The following is an 18,916-nucleotide window of genomic DNA, read 5'->3' as shown; positions in this document are numbered from 1 at the left end:
AGGTCATCGCATGCCTGACCTGGTCCTCGGAATCTCCGCCTACTACCACGACAGCGCGGCGGCGCTCGTCTCCGACGGCCGGATCGTCGCGGCCGCGCAGGAGGAACGCTTCACCCGCCGCCGCCACGATCCGGCCTTCCCGGCCCAGGCCGTCGCGTACGCGCTCGGGGAGGCCGGCGCCACGCTCGCGGACGTATCGGCGATCGCCTACTACGAGGACCCCGCGCTGAAGTTCCGCCGGGTCCTCGCCACCTATCTGGGCGCCGTCCCGTTCGGGCTGGCCTCGTTCCAGGACACTCTGCCCGGCTGGTGGAAATCGAAGCGGCGGGTCCTCGACGTCGTCCGCCACGAGCTCGAGGGTCTCGGCCTGGGCCCGGTGCCGGAGATCAGCGCCCGGCGGCATCATGAGTCGCACGCGGCGTCGGCGTTCCTCGCCGGGCCGTACGAGTCGGCCGCCGTCCTCTGCATCGACGGCGTCGGCGAATGGGCGACCACCTCGCTCTGGCACGGCCGGGGTTCCCGGCTGGAACCGGTGGCCGAGATCCGGTTCCCGCACTCGCTGGGCATGCTCTACTCCGCCTTCACCTACTTCTGCGGGTTCAAGGTGGACTCCGGGGAGTACAAGCTGATGGGCCTCGCGCCCTACGGCGAGCCCCGGTACGCCGGCTTGATCCGCGAGAAGCTCATCGACGTCAAGCCCGACGGCTCCTTCCGCCTGAACATGCGCTACTTCGAGTTCCTGCGCGGGCAGGTGATGACCGGCCGCGGCTTCGAGAAGCTGTTCGGCGGCGCGCGCCGGGAGCCCGAGGGCGAGCTCACCCGGCGCGAGTTCGACCTGGCGGCCTCGGTGCAGCTGGTCACCGAGGAGGTCGTGGTCAAGCTCGCGCGGACGGCTCGCGAACGGACCGGCGAGTCCCGTCTCTGCATGGCCGGAGGCGTCGCCCTGAACTGCGTCGCCAACGGGAAGATCGCCGCCGGGTCGCTCTTCGACGAGATCTGGGTCCAGCCCGCGGCGGGCGACGCCGGCGGCGCGCTGGGCGCGGCGCTCGCGCTGGCGGCCGACCGGGGCGCCGGCCGCACGCATCTCGGCACCGGGCTCGACGCCATGTCCGGATCGTTGCTGGGGCCCGCGTACAGCGACGACCAGATCGCCGATTACCTGGCCGCGGGCGGGATCCCGCACCGGCGGCTCGGTCCGGCCGAGCTGCCGGCCGAGGTCGCCCGGGCGATCGCGGCGGGCAAGGTGGTGGGCTGGTTCCAGGGCCGGATGGAGTTCGGCCCACGTGCGCTCGGCGCCCGGTCGATCCTCGGCGACCCGCGCGATCCGCGGACCCAGTCGGTGATGAACCTGAAGATCAAGTTCCGGGAGTCGTTCCGGCCGTTCGCCCCGTCGGTGCTGGCCGACGACGCGAAGGACTTCTTCGACCTTCCGCAGGACAGCCCGTACATGCTCGTGGTCGCGCCGGTCGCCGAGGCGGCCCGGCTCGCGGTCGAGGCGGACTCCGGCCTGACCGGTCTCGACCTGCTCAAGGTCCCCCGGTCGACGATTCCGGCGGTCACCCACGTGGACTGCTCCGCGCGCGTGCAGACGGTCCGGGAGCGGGACAATCCCGCGTACCACCGGCTGCTGGTCGCGCTGAAACAGGAGACCGGCAGCAGCGTCGTGGTGAACACGTCGTTCAACGTGCGCGGCGAACCCATCGTGAACACGCCGCACGAGGCGTACACGTGCTTCATGCGGACGAACATCGACGTGCTCGCGCTCGGCGGATTCCTGCTGGAGAAGGCGGATCAGCCCGAGTGGAGGGAGGAGCTGGACTGGCGTACGGAAGTCCCCCTCGACTGACTCCACGAAGGATCCCTTGATGCGCAGAGCCCTGCTCACCATCGCCTACGTCCTGCTCGTGGTCCCAGCCGGCCTGGTCGCCCGGGTCATCCGGGATCCGATGCGCCGGCACTGGTCACCGGGCCGGCAGAGCTACTGGTCGTGAACGATGGCGCGTCCCCTAAGGGGCGCGCCATCGTCGTCCGCTCAGAGGACCTCGAGGATGTAGAGGCCGTAGTTCCGGTCGGTGACCAGCAGGTAGTGCTTGTCGCCGATCCGGTGGCGCACCACGCCCAGGAAGTCGTTGCCGGGCTCCCGGAAGGCGCCGACCTCCCGCAGGCCGTCGTCGCCGTACTCGAGCACCCGCAGACCGCCCGCGTAGAAGGTGGCGTAGACCAACCTGCGGTCCGGGTCGATCGCCACGTGGGAGGCCGTGAGGTCGCCGAACCCGGCGGCGAACCTCGGGTCCTGCGACTCGGGGATGGCGTAGGTGCCGATCTGCGTCATCGAGCCGGCGCCGCCGCCGGGCGGGATCTCGGTCCGGAACAGCCGGAGGTAACCCCAGCCGTCGAACACCGCCCGGATCTCGGTCGAGGAGAGCGTGGGCGCGGCCGGTGTCTCGGTGGCGCCTGCCGTCTCCTCGGTCACGCCGGGCACCCCGAGCAGTTTCAGGCCGGTCAGGCGGTTGACGAACATCAGCGGGATCTTGCCCAGGGCCGACGTCGGGAACTGCTGGAGGGCGTCCGGGCCCAGGTGGTTGAAGATGATGGCGGCGTCGTAACCGGCCTCGGCCACGGCGTCCAGCTTCTCCTGGAACGAGCAGCCCGGGGCCGACCCGGCGGTCAGGATCGACACGTTGCGCTCGATCAGCGCGATGCCGGACCCGGGCTGGACCGTGCCCGGGCAGCCGAAGCCGACGAAGGTCGGCGTGCCGGAGATGGCGGTCCCGGTGTCGACCGGTCCCGCACCCGGGCTCCAGGCCGCGGTGTACCCGGTGCCGGCGTACGGGCCCGACGTGATGGTGCCGAGCAGGCGGTACCGGTTGATGTCCTCGTCGGCGCCGACCAGGAACCGGGCGTCGGGCGAGAGGTCGCTGTGCTCGGCGCCACCCTTGGGCGGGGACTGCTGCCCGTGCTTGGCCCGTTCCTCGTCGAACTCGGCGTGCTCCGACCGGGCGATCAGCGAGACACGGCCCGGCGCCGGATCGGTCACGTCGAGAAGTACGTATCCGCCGTCCCAGTACGACACCGCCATGACGTACCGGTCGCCGACCGCCCGCACCGTCAGCGCGTGCCCGAACACCGAGGTGAGACCCTTCGAGATGTCCTGGGTGACGCCGAACGGCGCCGCCTTCAGATCGAAGGCGTTGACCAGAACGGGGTTGCGGGGGTCGGTGATGTCCAGCACACAGGTGTCGTTCGCCGTCGTGACGTCCACCAGACCGGCGTACGCGCGGCCGGTGGCGGTATTTGTCCAGGCGCAGGTGAAGTACACCTCCACGGCCTGGGAGACCGTCGCCCCACCGGCGTCGGTGTAGTCGCCGGCGTGTGCGGCCAGAAGCTCGGGATGCTCCGGATCGGTGATGTCCCAGATGTTGATGCCCCCGCGCTGACGCGGGCCGGTCGGGTCCGGCGCGTGGGCCTGGGCGTAGATCTCGTTGGGGTGGATGAACAACGGGCCGCGGAAGTGCTCGTTGTCGATCTCGATCACGCTCGGGCCCTCGCCGACATAGTTGCCCGGCGTGGTCTCCATGAACGCGCTCTCGACCTCGAAGGGCTTCTCCGGATCACTGATGTCGATGACGTACGCACCGGTCCGCTCGCACGTCGGCTCCCGGTACGCCGTCAGGAACGCGTGGTCGCCGTATGCGGCCAGGTCCGCGATGTGCCGCTCGAGGCCCGCCCCCGACGGGTTGTTGACCTGCGCCCGGCCCACCAGCCGCACCCCGTGCGCGATGGCCGGCAGCCGTCCTTCTTCCAGCATGAGATCTCCCTGATCCTCGGTCACCATGGGCTGAAGACCACCTGGTCGGCGATCGTCTTCTCGATCGCGCGGACACTGGCGAGCACCGCCTCCGGCCGGTCGGCCAGCCCCTCCACCACCCCGATCGCGCCCTGGCTGCCCAGCCGCCAGTCCATCCGGTCGCCGAGGCCGGCGGCGAGCACGACCGAGAGGATGCCGGGGTGGTCCTCGAGCTCGGCCACCCTCCCCCAGGACTCGAGCCGCCAGTCGCCCACCGGTGGCAGGATCTGGTAGCAGAAGGCGACCGCGGCGGCCGGGCCGGCGGGCACGGCCGGGCGGCGACCGACGGCCACGTCGAACGCCATCCTGACGGCTTCCACGCCGTACGAGCGGTAGAGCATGGCCGCGACGTAACCGCCCAGGCGGGCGTTCACCTCGATCACCACCGGACCGTCGGCGGTCAGCTTCAGCTCGACGTTGTTCCAGCCGTCCTCGACGCCGAGGGCCCGGCAGGCCGCCTCGGTGATCCGGTAGGCCTCGTGCTCGACGTCGGCGGGCAGGAGGCCGGGCACGAAGAAGCCGGTCTCCCGGAACGGTTCCCGCAGCGGCAGCCGCGAGATGAGCATCCGGTAGACGACCTCGCCGTGGAAGAACAGCATCTCGACCGAGACGTAGTCGCCGACGTCCGGCCCGGCGACCGACGGGCAGCCGACCAGCATCTCCTCCACCACGTACCGCTCGGCCTCGCCCGTGGCGAACGCGCCGGTGGCGTGCCGCAGCGCGTCCTGCGGGCCGTCCAGGCGGTACACGTGCCGGCTGGACGCGCCCCGGACCGGTTTGAGCACGGCCGGTGCGCCCACCGCGGCCAAGGCGTCCACCACCTGCCCGGGCCGGTCGATCACGCGGACCCGCGGCACCCGCAACCCGGCCGCGCGGAACAGTTCCCGCTGGATGTCCTTCTCGGTGGCCGCGCACATCGTGTTTTCCGAGTGGTAGCGCAGGCCCAGGCGGGCCGCCAACCGCGACGCCAGCGGCAGATCGCGGTCGGAGAACGCCACGATGCCGGCCGGCCGATGGGCGGCCAGCGCGGCGGCCCCGGCCGCCTCGTCGGTCACGTCGACGAGCCGGCCGACCACCGCCAGCAGCTCGGCCAGCCCCTCCGGCAGGTCGCCGACGGGCGCGGCGAACAGCAGCTCGTGGTCCTCGGCGTCGGCGGCCAGCTCGATCGGGGTGGCGGCGCCGGCCGTGTAGACCACGACCACCGGGCCGGTCATGCGCTTTCGAGGACGGTGCCGGCGCGTTTCTGGCCGGGGCTCGGCGGCAGCGAGCGGTAGATGTGCTCCAGACCGCCCAGCGCGCCGCCCAGCCGGGGCAGCGCCGCGTACACCGGGTCACGCCGCAGGATCGCGTCGACCTCCCGCAGCTGCCACATCGGCGTCCGGGGAAAGAGATGGTGGACCAGGTGGAAGCCCTCGCCGTCGATCTCGCCCAGCAGAAACCGGGTCGGGAAGCCGTAGACGCGGTTCCAGGTCATGTAGATGTCCATCCTGGGATTCGTCTCGATGATCGGGAAATGCTCCATCAGCTCGGCCACCGCGCCGATCCAGACCTGGGTGGTGACCAACGGCACGAACCACAACAGCAGCAGCCACGGCCACCAACCGGCCAGCACGGCCCAGGCCAGCACGCCTGCCAGCAGCACCACGCGCAGAGCCCGCTCCCCCACGGTCTCGCCGGCCGCGACGATCCGGTGCCGCAGCAGGTACATGACGTACGAGGCGGTCGCCTTCGGCGTCACCACGCTGCGCAGATAACGGCGCAACGCCTTGCGGCTCAGGTCGTCGCCGCACAGGCCGTTGTCCCGGTACTGCTGGTAGTCCGGGTCACGGTCGGGGTCGCCCAGGCGGCCGTGGTGCTCGCCGAGATGCGAGGCCCGGTAACCGGTGTAGCTCTGCAGCACCGGGTATCCACCGAGGACCGCCCCGATCACGCTGCCGATGCGGCGGTCGGCCATGAACGCCCGGTGCGTGGCCATGTGCAGCATCCCGGCGATGCCTCGCTGCCGGCCGCCGATGAAGAACGCCGCCGCGACGTAGACGAGAGCCGCCGCCCACCAGGGGGCGTGCCGCCACGTCAGCACCGTGGCCGCGCACCAGAGGGCGATCCAGACCCAGTGCCGGACGGCTTCCAGCGGCCCGTGCCAGTTGTCCGGCCGGGACGCCCTCCGGACCTCGGCCAGGATGTCCGGCGCGAAGCGGTACCGCTCCGCGAGATCCGCGTTGCTCACGCCTGAAGTCCCTTCGGTCACGGGTGTCCAACTGATGACTCTCCTCAGTTAGACATCCGGGACAGGATGTCGGCGATCAGCTCGGCCTCCCGGGCCTGGAGGTAGAAGTGGTCGCCGTCGAACGCCCGCCAGGCGGACGGGCCGGTGGTCGTCTCACCCCAGGCGGTCAGCTCGGCCGTGACGTCGCCGGGGTCGCCGGTGCCGCCGTACGCGGCGATCGGGCACCGGAGCCGCACCGGATCGGGACGGTGGTAGGACAGCGCCGCCCGGACGTCGGCCAGCAACGCCGGAAGCACGAGCTCGCGCAGCTCCGGGTGGTCGAACACCATCGGGTCGCTCCAGCCGGACGCCCGCGCCTCCGCCTCGACGCCTGCATCGTCGAGCGCTCCCTCCGGCGGTGGCGAGAACCGGTGCGGCGCCAGCTGACCGGAGACGAACAGTCCGGCCGGGTCCGGCCCGCCACCGCTCTCCAGGCGGATCGCGAGCTCGTAGGCGACCAGAGCGCCCATGCTGTGCCCGAACAGGTACAGCGGCTGGTCGGCGAGCCCGGCGAGCGCCGGGACGAGCGCGTCGGCGATCTCGGTCACGGACCGCGCGCAGGGCTCGGCCAGCCGGTCCTGCCGCCCGGGATACTGCACGGCGACCAGTTCGATCCTGGCCGGCAGCCGCGCCGGCCAGGAGTTGTAGGCGCCGGCCGAGCCGCCGGCGTGCGGCAGGCAGACGAGGCGGGCCGACGGCTCCGGGCGCGGGTGTGGCCGGCGCAGCCAGCGCGCCGACGCGCCGTTGGTGTCCATTGTCGTGGGTACGGTCATCGGGGACTCCCGTCAGTCACGGTCTTCAGGCCACAATCCGGACGTGGCTGATTGCGAGGGATGCGTCTGGGACGGACTCGGCATGGATGGTGCACCGGCCGACCTGCCGGTCGCGATCGGCGGGCGGATCGAGGCGGCCACGGTTCTCGGCGGTTACCGGCACGGCGCCTTCCCGATGCCGGCGGCGTCCGGGGCCGAGATCGAGGCCAACCATTTCCTGTACGAGGACTCGGTCGCCGCCGGCACGACCGCGGTGCTCGATTCCCCGCTCCCCGACCCGTACGCGCTGACCTGGTGGTCGCCCGACCCTCGCCCGGTCATCCCGTACGGACGACTGACCAAACCACGCAGTCTCATGAAGCTGTTGCGTAACCGGCTGCCGTGGACCACCACCGTCAACCGGTGCTTCGACCTGGTGCTCGACGAGTGCCGTCGCGACCGCACCCCCGAGTGGCTGACCGGCGAGCTGTGCGAGTGCATGGTGGAGCTGCACAAGCAGGGCTGGGCGCACAGCGTGGAGGTGTGGGACGGCGACGAGTTGATCGGCGGTGCCGTCGGGGTCGGCACCGGCACGGTCTTCGCGCTCGAGACCTGTTTCCACCGGCGGGCCAACGCTTCGAAGGTGGCACTGCTCGACCTCGAGTACCGGCTGCTCGGCACCGGCGTGACGCTGCTGGACGTCGAGTGGGACAGCGAGCTGAACCAGCAGCGCGGCGCCGGGCCGGTGCCGCGGCCGGACTTCCTGGCCGCGCTGGCCCGGGGCGGCGATCCGGTCCGGCCCGCCGACGGCGCCGAGGAGGTTCGCCGCCTGGGATTCCTGCGCACGCCCGCCGGGTGATCGGCTGACCCCTAAACAGGTGAGTCCCCCGCGTCCGGCGGCGTGCTCAGGATGGGGTGGTGACCTCAGTCGTACGGTTGCCGATCTCGGCCATCCGCGAGGCCGATTCGCCCCGGTCCGCGGGCGTGGACATGGCGCACGCGCGAGCGCTGGCGCAGACCGAGGCGGACCTGCCCCCGATCCTGGTGCACCGGGCCACCATGCGGGTGATCGACGGCATGCACCGGCTCGCCGCGGCCCGGCTGCGCGGCGAGCCCGAGATCGCGGCGGTCCTCTTCGACGGTGACGACGACGAGGCGTTCCTGCTCGCGGTCCGGTCCAATGTGTCGCACGGGCTGCCGCTGACGCTCACCGACCGGCGCGCGGCCGCGGTCCGGATCATCCGTGCCCGGCCGGACCTCTCCGACCGGACCATCGCCGTGACCGCCGGTCTGGCCGCGAAGACCGTCGGATCGCTGCGCCGCGAGATCGGCGTGCCGCCGGTCCAGGCGCGGATCGGCCAGGACGGCCGGGTCCGGCCGATCGACGCCTCGGCCGGGCGGCAGGCCGCTGCCGAGCTGATCGCCAGCCATCCGGAGGCGACGCTGCGCCGGATCGCCCGGGACGCCGGCATCTCGGTGGAGACCGCCCGCAGTGTCCGCGCCCGGATACGGGCCGGCGAGGACCCGGTGCTGGACCGCCGGACCCGGCCGGAGCGGGCCGATCGCGAGGCGAACCGGGAGATGACCGTGCGGCTGCCCGAGGACGATCCGTCCGACGAGCTGCGGTCGCTGCTGGAGGTCATCCAGCGGGATCCGTCCCTGCGCTACACCGAATCCGGCCGGGTGCTGCTGCGTTTTCTCGGTTCCCGGGTGCTGCTGCCGGACGAGATCCCGCTCTCGCTGGGCCGGATCCCGCCGCACTCCCGGCTCAACCTCGGCTCGCTGGCGCGGTCGTGCGCGGCGGCCTGGATCCAGCTGGCGATGGGGCTCGAGGACGACCAGGCCGGCTAAGACTCTTTTCGGCCCCGGACACCGTCCTGCCCCACCGCTGCTCGCCTCGCCTACCAATCGCGCCTGCTCCTACCACCGACCGCGCCCAGCCACGGCCGCAAGCGGCGGCAGCAAGGGTGAGCAGGCACCCGGGGGGCCTTGCAGCCGGGCTTTACCCGCGCCGAGCGCGACTGGCGGCAGCGAGAGTGAGCAGGCACCCCGGCGAAAGCACCAGGTCCAAATCAGTAGCGCCCGCGGGGGCCGGTGGTGACGGTCAGGGCGAGCCGGATCCGCAGCCAGAGCTTCCGCAGGTACGGCAGCGGCGCCCCCGCGCTCGCGTAGGCCCCCGGCGGCAACCCGATCCGCTCCGGGTGCACGCAGACCGGGATGCCCGACTCGGGGATCGTGCGGGACCCGGTCGCCGGGTCGAACCGGGTCGACGCCTTGGGCCGGTGCTCGACGTCGAAGGCGCCGACCCGGAACCGCCGAATCGGGCAGGCCACGCAGAAGACGGCCGGCTGGCTGGTCATCGCGGCCCGGCATCGCTCAGCCGGGCGGCCAGGTCGGCCAGGACCGGCGCCTCGAACAGGGTACGCAGGGTGACCGTACGCCCGGTGACCTCGCTCAGCCGGGTGACGACGCCGACAGCGAGCAGCGAGTGGCCGCCGAGCTCGAAGAAGTTGTCCCGGCGGGAGACCCGGGGTACCGACAGCACCTCGGCCCAGATCTCGGCGATGTGCTGCTCCAGCGGGGTTTCCGGTGGCTCGTAGCGCGCCGCGCCGGCCCATTCGGCGTCGTCGTCCGGCCGGGGCAGCGACGCACGGCTCAGCTTGCCGCTGGGCGTACGGGGCAGCTCCGCCACCGTCAGGTAGACGGCCGGCACCATGTAGTCGGGCAGGGTGGTGTCCAGGAAGGCACGCATCTCGGCGGCGGACGGCGCCCCGCCCGGGTCCGGCACGACGTAGGCCACGAGACGCCGGTCGCCGACGCCGTAGCGGTGGGCGGCGACGGCGCACTCCTTCACCCCGGGGCAGCCGGTGAGGGCCGCCTCGATCTCGGCCACCTCGACGCGGAACCCGCGGACCTTCACCTGGTGGTCGAAGCGCCCGATGAACTCGAGCTGCCCGGCCGGGTTCCAGCGGACCCGGTCGCCGGTGCGGTACATCCGCTCGCCGGTGCGGAACGGGTCGGGCAGGAACTTCTCCGCGGTGAGGTCGGGCCGGCCCAGGTAGCCGCGGGCCGGCGCCGCGCCGCCGATGAACAGCTCGCCGGCCACCCCGGGCGGCACCGGCCGCAGCCCCGGGTCCAGCACGTACGCCCGCACGTTGTCGAAGGGCCGGCCGATCGGGGGCAGGGCCGGCCACCGCTCGGGGTGGTGGTCGAGCTGGTGCGAGGTGCCCAGGTGCACCTCGATCGGCCCGTACTGGTTGAACAGGGTGCACCCGGGCAGCCGCGCGAAGAAGGCCCGGACGGCCGGGGTGGCCTGCAGCTGCTCCCCCGCGGTGAGCACCGCGCGCAGCGACCGCGGAACCCGGTCGAGGCGCACCGCCAGCTCGGTGAGCCCGTGCAGGGCCACGAACGGCATGAAGATCCGCTCGATCCGCTGCTCGTCGATGACGTCGAGCAGCCGGCCGAAGTCGTGCCGGACGTCCTCGCCGACCAGCACGAGCGTGTCGCCGACGGACAGCGTGGTCAGCATCTCCTGGTAGAAGATGTCGAAGCTGAGGGCGGCCCACTGCAGCGTCCGCCCTCGGCCCCCGGCCCCCTGCCGTTGCTGCCACTGCACCTGGTTGTGCAGCGCCCGGTGCGACATGGCCACACCCTTGGGCCGGCCGGTGGATCCGGAGGTGTACAGCACCCAGGCGATGTTCGCCGGGCAGGCGAGGTCGGCCGGGCCGGTGGCGCTGACCGGGGCGCCGAATCTCGCCAGCATCGGCGGGTCGATCAGCAGCCGCAGCGCCGCGTCCTCGGCGATCAGTTCCCGGCGGGCGGCCGGGTAGGTCGGGTCGATCGGCACGCAGGCGCCACCGGCCTTGAGCACGGCCAGGTTGGCGACGACCAGATCGAGCGAGCGGGGCAGCCCGATGCCGACCCGCTCGTCCGGGCCGACGCCCAGCTCCCGCAGGTGGCGGGCCAGGGCGTTGGCCCGCTGGTCGAGGTCGCGGTAGGTCAGCTCGCCGTCTCCGAACACCGCCGCGACCGCGTCCGGGGTGGCCGCGGCCTGCCGCTCGACCAGGTGGTGCAGGCAGATCTCGTCGTCGAAGGGGTGAGCCGTGTCGTTCCAGTCCTCGATCACCTCGCGCCGCTGCGCGGCCGACATCAAAGGCAGATCGTCGATGGGTACGCCCGGCTCGGCGGCCACCGCGCTCAGCAGGGTGACCAGGTAGCCGGCCAGCCGCTCGATGCTGACCCGATCGAACAGCGCCTTCTGGTAGGCCATGCCGACATACAGGTCGCCGGCCTCGTTCTCCGAGGCCAGCAGCGTGATGTCGAACATCGCCTTCTGATCGGCGGGCTCGATCGCCGTGACGGTCAGCCCGTCCAGGAGTTCGAACGGCTCCGCCACCAGATAGGTGAACAGCACCTGGAACAGCGGCTGCACCGACATGTCCCGTTGTGGCCGGAGCTCGGCCACCAGCCGGTCGAACGGCACGTGCCGGTGCTCCAGAGCCTCCAGCAGCCGCGACTTGAGCTGGGCGAGCAGGGCGGTGAAGGTCGGTTGCCCGGCGAGGTCTCCGCGCAGCACGACCGGGTTGACGAAGTGGCCGATGGTGCCGGCGACGTCCGGGTGCGCCCGCCCGTCGGCGATCATCCCGACGCTGACGTCGGTCTGCCCGCTCCACCGGTACAGCAGCGTGTGGAAGGCGGTCAGCAGCACCGTGAACATCGTGGCCTGCTCCTGCCGGGCCAGCCGGCGCAGCGCCCCGGCCACCTCGGCCGGCACCGGCACCTCGACCACGCCACCGGCGAATTCGGCGACAGCCGGGCGGGGCCGGTCGGTCGGCAGGTCGAGCGTGTGCGGCGCTCCGGCCAGCCGCTCCGTCCAGTAGTCCAGGTGCCGCTTCGCCTCGCCGTCGTCCCGGGCGGCCTGCCACAGCGCGTAGTCGGCGTACTGCATGACTGGTTCGGGCAGCTCGGCCGGGATGCCGGTGCGGTACGCCGTGACGAGCGTGCGCAGCTCGTGATTGAAGATGGCCTGCGACGGCCCGTCGATGACCAGGTGGTACGAGTGGAAGACCAGCACGTGGTCGGCCGGGGCGAGCCGGATCAGCTCGGTCCGGAAGTTTGCCGCCTCGGCGATGTCGAACCGATGCTCGGCGTAGGCCCGTTTGCGCTCGTCCAGCCAGTGTTCCTGCTCGGCGGCGGGCCGGCCGGACAGGTCGTGGAAGGTGAAGCGGGGGTCTCCGGCCGGCTCCACCACCTGGACGCCGGCCCCGTCGCGCGCGGGGAAGGCGGTCCGCAGGATCTCGTGCCGCCGCAGGATCTCGGCGACCGCCGACCGCAGCGCGTCCACGTCCAGGTCGCCGGCGACGCGGTACAGCGCCGTCTGACTGTACGCCGGGCCCATCACACCCATCTGCTCGAGGAACCACATGCCTTGCTGGTGCTCGGACAGCGGGACGGTGCCGGGCCGGGCCCGCGGCGCCGGGTCGGCGCGCATCGCGGCGATCACCTCGTCGCGGCGCTCCCGGAGCACCGCCAGCCGCGCACCGTCGAGGCCGCCGGCCGGCCGGTAGCGCAACCGGCCGTCCTGCAGCCACAACTGGACGCCGGCCAGACGCAGTTCTTCCAGGAAGTCGTGGATCGCAAGCACGGATGCCCTTTCTCCCCGGTCAGCGGGCGCTGAGCGGGCGCAGGTCGGTCCAGTGGTGCTCGATGTGGTCCAGGCAGGCCTGCCGGCTGTCCTCGCCGTGCACGATCCGCCAGCCGGCCGGAACCGCACGGTGGCTGGGCCACAGCGAGTGCTGCTCCTCGTGGTTGACGAGCACCAGGAAACGGCCCTCGGGGTCGTCGAACGGGTTCATGGCGTCGATTCCTTTCCGACCAGCGGTGCGGGCACGGCGCCCACCCGTCGTTCCCGGTCCTGCCGCGCCATCGACGACGGGTACACGAACGGCAGCAGCAGGCCCGCCATCGATGTGGTGACCAGCGCCATCAGGACCATCAAGGAGTAGAGACGCTGGTCGAGCAGGCCGATCTGGAGACCGACGGCCAGCACGATCAGCTCGGTGAGCCCGCGGGTGTTGACCAGCAGGGCGAGGGCGGCGCTGTGCCGGGTGGACACCCGGAGCAGCTTCGCGGCGCCGAAGGCTCCGCCCATCTTCCCGGCGATGGCGACCAGCAGGATCAGGGCCAGCAGGCCGAACGCGCCGACGTCCATGCCGGACAGGTCGACGGCGAGGCCGGCGACCACGAAGAAGGCGGGCAGCAACACGATCCGGACGATGCGTTCGATCCACGGGAGCACCCGCGTGCGGAGGGCCGAGCCGCCGGCCGCGGGCATGATCGCGCCGAGCAGGAAGGCGCCGAAGATCTGGTGCAGACCCATCCAGTCGGTCGCCGCCGACGACAGCCACAGTGCCCCGGCCAGCCCGATCAACACGCCGGCGCCGACGGCCATCCGGATTCCCCTGCCCCGCTCCCGCACCGCGGTTCCCCGCGTGGCGAGCCGGGACAGCAGCGGCCGTACCAGACCGACGAGGACCGCGACGAACGGGATCACGAACAGGACCCGTCCCGGCGGCCCGTCACCCCGGGAGAGGGCGACCAGCACAGCCAGCATCGCCCAGGCCAGGACGTCACCGATCGCCGCGGTAGCCAGGGCCAGGCTGCCGATCGGGGTGTCGATCAGGTCGCGGTCGGTCAGGATCCGGGCCAGCACGGGGAACGCGGTGATCGACATGGCCGTGCCGACGTACAGGCAGAACAGCACGGCGGTGCGGCCGGACCGGTCGTCCGCGATCCCGAAGGCGAAGACGGTCCCCAGGACGAACGGCACCACCATCGAGCCGACGGACAGGGCCAGGGCGGTGCGTCCCTGCCCGCGCAGTCTGCCGTCGGCCAGGTGCAGCCCGACGAAGAACATGAAGACGCAGACCCCGACGGCCGACACGGTGGCCAGTGTGGGCCGGATCCCGGCCGGGAACAGCTCGCGGGTGATCGCGCCGTGGAACAGGCTCGGGCCGAGCAGGATGCCGCCGGCGATCTCGCCGATCACCTCCGGCTGGCCGAGCCGCCGGCAGAGGAGGCCCAGGAGGCGGGCGACCACGATGATGACTACGAGTGCGCGTACGAACGTGGTGATGTCATCGATGTCCATCCGAACCGTCCCTTCGCACCCACGGGCACCTGTGATCGACCGTAGGTGGGAACGGGCAGGGCGGCGGAGTCACGTGAACCGGCGACCGGCAGCCTGGCCCGGCCACGACGGAAGATGGCCGCCTCACCCCGAGGAGTCGACATGGACACTGCCGTTCATCCACCCGGCGCGCAGGTGACGTCGGAGCTTCACGAGATCGAGCGGCGGCGGCAGCGCGCCCTCGTCGCCGTCGACCTGGTCGCGCTCGACGACCTGTTCGACGAGACCCTGGTGCACACGCACGCACACGGCATCACGCACACCAAGGCGGAGCTGATCGAGCACACCGCGAACCGCCGCCCCTACCTCGGCGTCACGCGAGGTGAGCTGCTCATCCGCCTGGTCGGCGACGTCGCGGTGATCACCGGGCCGCTCATCAACCGGTTGCGTACGCCGGACGGCGGCGAACGCACCATCGAGGGCGTGGCGACTCAGATTCTGCGCCGCGACGACCAGCGCGGGTGGCGGTTCATCAGTTTCCAGATGACGCCGCACGGAGCCTGACGACCGGATCCGGGCGAACTGTCGCCTTTCCGTCATGCGTCGGCCTTTACCCCGACTTCACCCCTCAGCCCGCCGTACGACACCGCAGCGATCCAGGATGCATCGAGCCTGCCAGGGGGCTGCCTGCGAACGAGTGCCCTCCTCCGGAGCCGGAGAGTCCGCCCAGGCCAGAGCGTCCAATGGAGATCAACGCGGCACCGTACAGCAGACATTGCAGTGCGTCAATGTCCCCGATTGGCGCGACCGACACATCTCTCCCAAAAGAGCACATGATCGTTATGGTTCGAACAGAGCTGGCGTCGTCCACGGTGGGGGGACACCTTGCACGACACCGGCCCGCCGTCCGCCAGCGGACGGCGCGGGGGCAATTGGATATTCGAGCCGATCGCTTGTGGGGGTGCCGTGCTTCGGGTTGACGTGCTCATCAGCTCTCCGGTCTATCTAGTCGGGCTCATCCAGGTCCTGACCGAAGGAGGGATCGCCATCGTCCAGACCCGGACCTCTCCGGCCGATCCCGTCTCCTGGCTCGCCGACGCTGCTTTGATCGACGCCGACGCACTCGCGCCGGCCGGCATCCTCGACTACATCGCCGAGACCGCCCGGACCACGCAGGCCCTGGTGATGGTCAGCGAATTAGTTTTGCCCGCACAGGAATACCTGCGGGCCGGCGCCTCCGGCCTGATCGACAAGCGGGTGTCCGGCGAGGAACTGGTCGACGCGCTGCAGGCGGTCACGGCCGGAACTCATGTCGTACCCGAGGGCCACTGCGCCCCGAACCTCGCGGAGCATCCCGACCCGCCCGCACTGAACCTGTCCGAACGCGAGGAGCAGGTGCTCATCCAGATCTCTCGGGGCCTGACCCACGGGCAGATCGCCACCCGCCTCGGCATCAGCCCGCACACCGTCGACACCTACGTCAAACGCATCCGCGCCAAGCTCGGGGTGGGCAACAAGGCCGAGCTCACCCGCATCGCACTGCTGGCCCGCATGGCCAAAACCGTCCGCGTCGCCTGAGATGCCGCTGACCGATCCCGGTCAGGGGCTGACGACGCGAGCGTCAGCCCCTGACACAGCTCACCAGGTGGACGAGAGGCGGCGCCGCCAGCGGTCCGGGGTGAGCGGCGCCGGCTTGTCGATCCGCTGGTCGCCGACGATCTGGTAGAGCGCCCGCCGGTCGCTGCTGTCGCCCTTGCCGCTGGGCTCGCGCCCGAACAGCGCCAGCAAGGCGACCTTGATCCCCTGCTTCTCGCACCACTCGGCGAACGCCCGTGCCTCGGCCGGGTCCTCGCCGAGGAACTCGTCGAACAGCAGCAGGCTGCCCGGCCCGAGCAGCGGGCCCAGCCAGTCCAGGACGGTCACCGTCGAGCTGTACAGGTCGGCGTCGAGGTGCGCGAGGCTCACCCGGCCGACCTCCGCCGCCAGCTCCGGCGTCAGCGACGCGTCGAAGAAACCCTTCACGATGCGTACGCCGCGCAGCTTCGGCACGGGTGTCGCGAACGTGCCGCTGGCCAGGTGCTCGTAGCCCTCCGGCAGACCCTCGAACGAGTCGCAGGCGTAGAGCCGCTTGCCGCGCTGGCGCCGGTCCCAGACCTTGGCCCGCCACAGCTCGTCGCGCAGCACCCGCATGGAATAGCCCTGGTACGTCCCGAACTCGATAATGTTGCCGGGCACCGCGCGGGACAGGAAGAAGGCCGTCTCCAGCACCTGCGCCCGGGTCGGATAGGTGATCCGGCCTCGGGTGGCCGCCCAGTCGTCCTGGGTGCCGCCGAACGCCAGTGCGCTTTCCAAAGTCATGGGTCGCATGCTCAAAGGCGATGTCGCCGGGCGCAATGCGGACGGTCCGTCCCGAAAGAGGGACGTTGATCTTGTACCCGCCCGCGCGCATACGGTGCCGCACGTGTTGCCCATGACGCTGCAGGACATCGGGAACGCCGTCGGGGGAGCACTGCACGACGCCGCCCCGGGCCGGCTGGTCACCGGTGTCGCACGCTACGACTCCCGGCTGGTCGGGCCCGGTGATCTGTTCGTGGCGTTCCCGGGGGCACGTGCCGATGGTCATGACTTCGCCGAGCTGGCGGTCACCCGGGGCGCCGCCGCGGTGCTGGCCGGTCGGCCGGTCGGCGTTCCCGCGGTGGTCGTCGACGACGTCCTGGCCGGGTTCGGCCGGCTCGCCGCGACCCTGATCAGCCGGGCGACGGACCTGACCGTCATCGGCGTCACGGGGTCGGTGGGCAAGACCACGACGAAGGATCTGCTCGGGCAGGTGCTGGCCCGGCTGGGCCCGACGGTGGCGCCGCCCGGCAACCTCAACAACGAGATCGGCGTCCCGGCGACGGTATCGCTGATCAGGCCGGACACCCGTTACCTGGTGGCCGAGCTGGGCGCCCGCAACCTCGGCGACGTCGCGTACCTGGCCCGGCTGGTGGCACCGCGGATCGGCGTCGTGACCAGCGTCGGCGTCTCGCACCTCAGCGAGTTCGGCAGCCTGGAGAACACCACCGCGGCCAAGGCGGAGTTGGTCGAGGCGCTGCCGGCCGGCGGCCACGCGGTGCTCAACGCCGACGATCCGCGGGTGGCGGCCATGGCCGCGCGGTCCAGCGCGCCGGTCACTCTCTTCGGGACCACAACCCATGCTTCGGTACGCGCGGAGCACGTCACCGTCGACGAGGCCGGCCGCGCATCCTTCCGCCTCTGCTCCCCCACCGGCTCCGTCCGGGTGGCGTTGCGTCTGCACGGCGAGCACTACGTCTCGAACGCGCTGGCGGCGGCCTCGGCGGCGCTGACCCTCACCGACGACGTCGCGGCCGTGGCAGACGCGCTCAGCCACGCCGACCGGGTCTCCGGCGGGCGCATGCACGTCCGCGACACGGCCGGCGGCGTGACCGTGGTCGACGACGCCTACAACGCCAGCCCCGCCTCCGCGATCGCCGCTCTGCGCACGGCCGCCGGCCTGGCCCGCGACCGCCGGCTGGTGGCCGTGCTCGGGCAGATGAACGAGCTCGGCCCGGAGTCGGCCGGGCACCACACGGCCGTCGGCAACGCCGCCGTGGACGCCGGTGTCCGCTACCTGATCGGGGTGGGCAACGACGACGCCGGCCGGATCGTCGCGGCGGCTCGCGAGGCCGGGGTGGAGGCCGAGCACGTGCCGGACGCCGCCACGGCGCTCGCGCTCCTGCACCCTCGGCTGGCGCCGGGTGACGTCGTACTCATGAAGGGGTCCAACGCCGTGGGTCTGCAGGCCGCGGCGGATCGGCTGATCGAACAGGGTGGACGATGACCGAGATCGTGGTGGGCGTCGTCTTCGGCGGCCAGAACACCGAGTACGACGTGTCCTGCCGGTCGGCGGTGAGCGTGCTGGACAACCTGGACCGCGGCCGGTTCCGCGCGGTGCCCGTCCGGATCGGCCAGGACGGCGCGTGGCACGTCGCGACCGTCGCCGAGTTCCCGGCCGAGCTCGACGCCGACCAGCTGGTCGCGCTGACCAGCAACGACGTCAGCACGCGGGCGGCGAGCATGGCCGCGGCGATCGAGGCGCTCGGGTCGGTGGACGTGGTCTTCCCGGTGCTGCACGGCGCCCTCGGCGAGGACGGCACCGTCGCCGGGCTGCTGGACCTGCTCGGCGTGCCGTACGTCGGCGCCGGTGTGCTGGCCGGCGCGACCGGCATGGACAAGGAGATCACCAAGGCGCTCCTGAAGGCCGAGGGCATCGCGGTGGCCGACGGCCTCGTGCTGCGCGACCCCGAGGACACCGTGACCGACGTCGAGCGCAAGCGCCTCGGCCTGCCGGTCTTCGTCAAGCCCGCCTCGGGCGGCTCCAGCGTCGGCGTCACCCGGGTCACCGACTGGGCCGACCTCGACCAGGCCGTCGCCACGGCGTTCGCGGGCGACACCAAGGTGCTGGTCGAGCCGGCCGTGCCGGGCCGGGAGATCGACATCGCCGTCCTGGAGCATCCCGACGGGCGCGTCGAGGCGGGCCCGCCTCTAGAGATCCTGATGGACGCGCACCGGCACCACTTCTTCAGCGCGACGGCCAAGTACCGGGACGGCTCCACGAAGTTCGGCATCCCGGCGCCGGTCGACGCCGACACCGGGTGGTACCTGGCCGACGCGGCGGTGCGGGCCTTCCGGGCGCTGGGCTGCGCGGGACTGATCCGGGTGGACTTCTTCGTGCACGCCGGCGCGAACGGCGTCACCGAGGTCGTGCTGAACGAGGTGAACACCATGCCCGGCCTGACGTCGGTGTCCCAGTTCCCGGCGGCGTGGCGGGCGGCCGGTGTCCCGTACACGGAACTGCTCGGGATCCTGATCGACACCGCCCTGGCACGCAGGACCGCGCCCACCGGATGAGCAGGGCACCG

Annotated in this window: 17 protein-coding genes; 8 read left to right on the top strand and 9 right to left on the bottom strand. The window is 71.9% G+C overall.

Going from position 1 to position 18,916, the window contains the following annotated elements:
* Positions 1-10 precede the first annotated feature (10 nt).
* Together QSK31_RS38505 and QSK31_RS38500 are read left to right on the top strand one after the other, a co-directional pair.
* The gene (locus tag QSK31_RS38505) at positions 11-1,846 is read left to right on the top strand and encodes a carbamoyltransferase family protein (protein ID WP_285689656.1); all 1,836 of its coding nucleotides are present in this window, start codon (positions 11-13) and stop codon (positions 1,844-1,846) included.
* Positions 1,847-1,865: 19 nt separating this feature from the next.
* Positions 1,866-1,991: a hypothetical protein gene (locus QSK31_RS38500; protein ID WP_285689655.1), complete on the top strand. Its 126-nt coding sequence runs from the start codon at positions 1,866-1,868 to the stop codon at positions 1,989-1,991.
* Between the two features lie 41 nt (positions 1,992-2,032).
* Here QSK31_RS38500 and QSK31_RS38495 read toward each other — a convergent pair whose 3' ends face one another.
* From QSK31_RS38495 to QSK31_RS38480, 4 genes are read right to left on the bottom strand one after another with little or no spacing between them, the layout of a single operon-like run.
* Entirely contained in the window at positions 2,033-3,808 is a 1,776-nt protein-coding gene (locus QSK31_RS38495) for a PA domain-containing protein (RefSeq protein WP_285689654.1), read from the bottom strand.
* Positions 3,809-3,828: 20 nt separating this feature from the next.
* Entirely contained in the window at positions 3,829-5,061 is a 1,233-nt protein-coding gene (locus QSK31_RS38490) for an ATP-grasp domain-containing protein (RefSeq protein WP_285689653.1), read from the bottom strand.
* Positions 5,058-6,074, bottom strand: a complete 1,017-nt coding sequence (locus tag QSK31_RS38485) for a fatty acid desaturase family protein (protein WP_285689652.1) — start codon at positions 6,072-6,074, stop codon at positions 5,058-5,060. The genes QSK31_RS38490 and QSK31_RS38485 overlap by 4 nt, the downstream gene beginning before the upstream one ends.
* Positions 6,075-6,118: 44 nt before the next feature.
* Positions 6,119-6,886, bottom strand: a complete 768-nt coding sequence (locus QSK31_RS38480; RefSeq protein WP_285689651.1) for a thioesterase II family protein — start codon at positions 6,884-6,886, stop codon at positions 6,119-6,121.
* Between the two features lie 82 nt (positions 6,887-6,968).
* Here QSK31_RS38480 and QSK31_RS38475 point away from each other — a divergent pair, with 82 nt between their 5' ends.
* Positions 6,969-7,724, top strand: a complete 756-nt coding sequence (locus QSK31_RS38475) for a leucyl/phenylalanyl-tRNA--protein transferase (protein WP_285689650.1) — start codon at positions 6,969-6,971, stop codon at positions 7,722-7,724.
* 59 nt (positions 7,725-7,783) lie between these two features.
* Positions 7,784-8,716, top strand: a complete 933-nt coding sequence (locus QSK31_RS38470; protein ID WP_285689649.1) for a ParB/RepB/Spo0J family partition protein — start codon at positions 7,784-7,786, stop codon at positions 8,714-8,716.
* Positions 8,717-8,937: 221 nt separating this feature from the next.
* Here the strand turns inward: QSK31_RS38470 and QSK31_RS38465 are convergent, their stop codons facing one another.
* Genes QSK31_RS38465 through QSK31_RS38450 form a run of 4 tightly spaced genes read right to left on the bottom strand, consistent with a single transcriptional unit; the run spans position 8,938 to position 14,015 of the window.
* Entirely contained in the window at positions 8,938-9,225 is a 288-nt protein-coding gene (locus QSK31_RS38465) for a hypothetical protein (RefSeq protein WP_285689647.1), read from the bottom strand.
* On the bottom strand, positions 9,222-12,509 hold the full coding sequence (locus tag QSK31_RS38460) for a non-ribosomal peptide synthetase (protein ID WP_285689646.1): 3,288 nt from the start codon (positions 12,507-12,509) through the stop codon (positions 9,222-9,224). Before QSK31_RS38460 ends, QSK31_RS38465 begins: the two co-directional genes overlap by 4 nt.
* A gap of 19 nt (positions 12,510-12,528) precedes the next feature.
* Positions 12,529-12,720, bottom strand: a complete 192-nt coding sequence (locus tag QSK31_RS38455; protein WP_285689645.1) for an MbtH family protein — start codon at positions 12,718-12,720, stop codon at positions 12,529-12,531.
* Positions 12,717-14,015 (bottom strand): cation:proton antiporter domain-containing protein, encoded by a 1,299-nt coding sequence (locus QSK31_RS38450; RefSeq protein WP_285689644.1) that lies wholly within the window; start codon positions 14,013-14,015, stop codon positions 12,717-12,719. Before QSK31_RS38450 ends, QSK31_RS38455 begins: the two co-directional genes overlap by 4 nt.
* Positions 14,016-14,156: 141 nt before the next feature.
* Here QSK31_RS38450 and QSK31_RS38445 point away from each other — a divergent pair, with 141 nt between their 5' ends.
* Together QSK31_RS38445 and QSK31_RS38440 are read left to right on the top strand one after the other, a co-directional pair.
* Entirely contained in the window at positions 14,157-14,558 is a 402-nt protein-coding gene (locus QSK31_RS38445) for a nuclear transport factor 2 family protein (RefSeq protein WP_285689643.1), read from the top strand.
* 402 nt (positions 14,559-14,960) lie between these two features.
* The gene (locus QSK31_RS38440; RefSeq protein WP_285689642.1) at positions 14,961-15,572 is read left to right on the top strand and encodes a response regulator transcription factor; all 612 of its coding nucleotides are present in this window, start codon (positions 14,961-14,963) and stop codon (positions 15,570-15,572) included.
* A 60-nt stretch (positions 15,573-15,632) separates the two neighbouring features.
* On the opposite strand, the gene QSK31_RS38435 is transcribed toward QSK31_RS38440, so the two are convergent.
* The gene (locus QSK31_RS38435; protein ID WP_285689641.1) at positions 15,633-16,352 is read right to left on the bottom strand and encodes a TylF/MycF/NovP-related O-methyltransferase; all 720 of its coding nucleotides are present in this window, start codon (positions 16,350-16,352) and stop codon (positions 15,633-15,635) included.
* 112 nt (positions 16,353-16,464) lie between these two features.
* Between QSK31_RS38435 and QSK31_RS38430 the strand changes: the two genes are divergently transcribed.
* Positions 16,465-17,835, top strand: coding sequence for a UDP-N-acetylmuramoyl-tripeptide--D-alanyl-D-alanine ligase (locus QSK31_RS38430; protein WP_285689690.1), 1,371 nt, complete (start codon positions 16,465-16,467; stop codon positions 17,833-17,835).
* A complete protein-coding gene (locus tag QSK31_RS38425) occupies positions 17,832-18,905 on the top strand; it encodes a D-alanine--D-alanine ligase family protein (RefSeq protein ID WP_285689640.1) in 1,074 nt (357 codons plus the stop codon). Before QSK31_RS38430 ends, QSK31_RS38425 begins: the two co-directional genes overlap by 4 nt.
* Positions 18,906-18,916: the final 11 nt, after the last annotated feature.

This window comes from Actinoplanes sp. NBRC 103695 (genome assembly GCF_030269485.1).
Taxonomy (GTDB): Bacteria; Actinomycetota; Actinomycetes; order Mycobacteriales; family Micromonosporaceae; genus Actinoplanes.
This window is presented reverse-complemented; position numbering and strand designations above follow the sequence as displayed.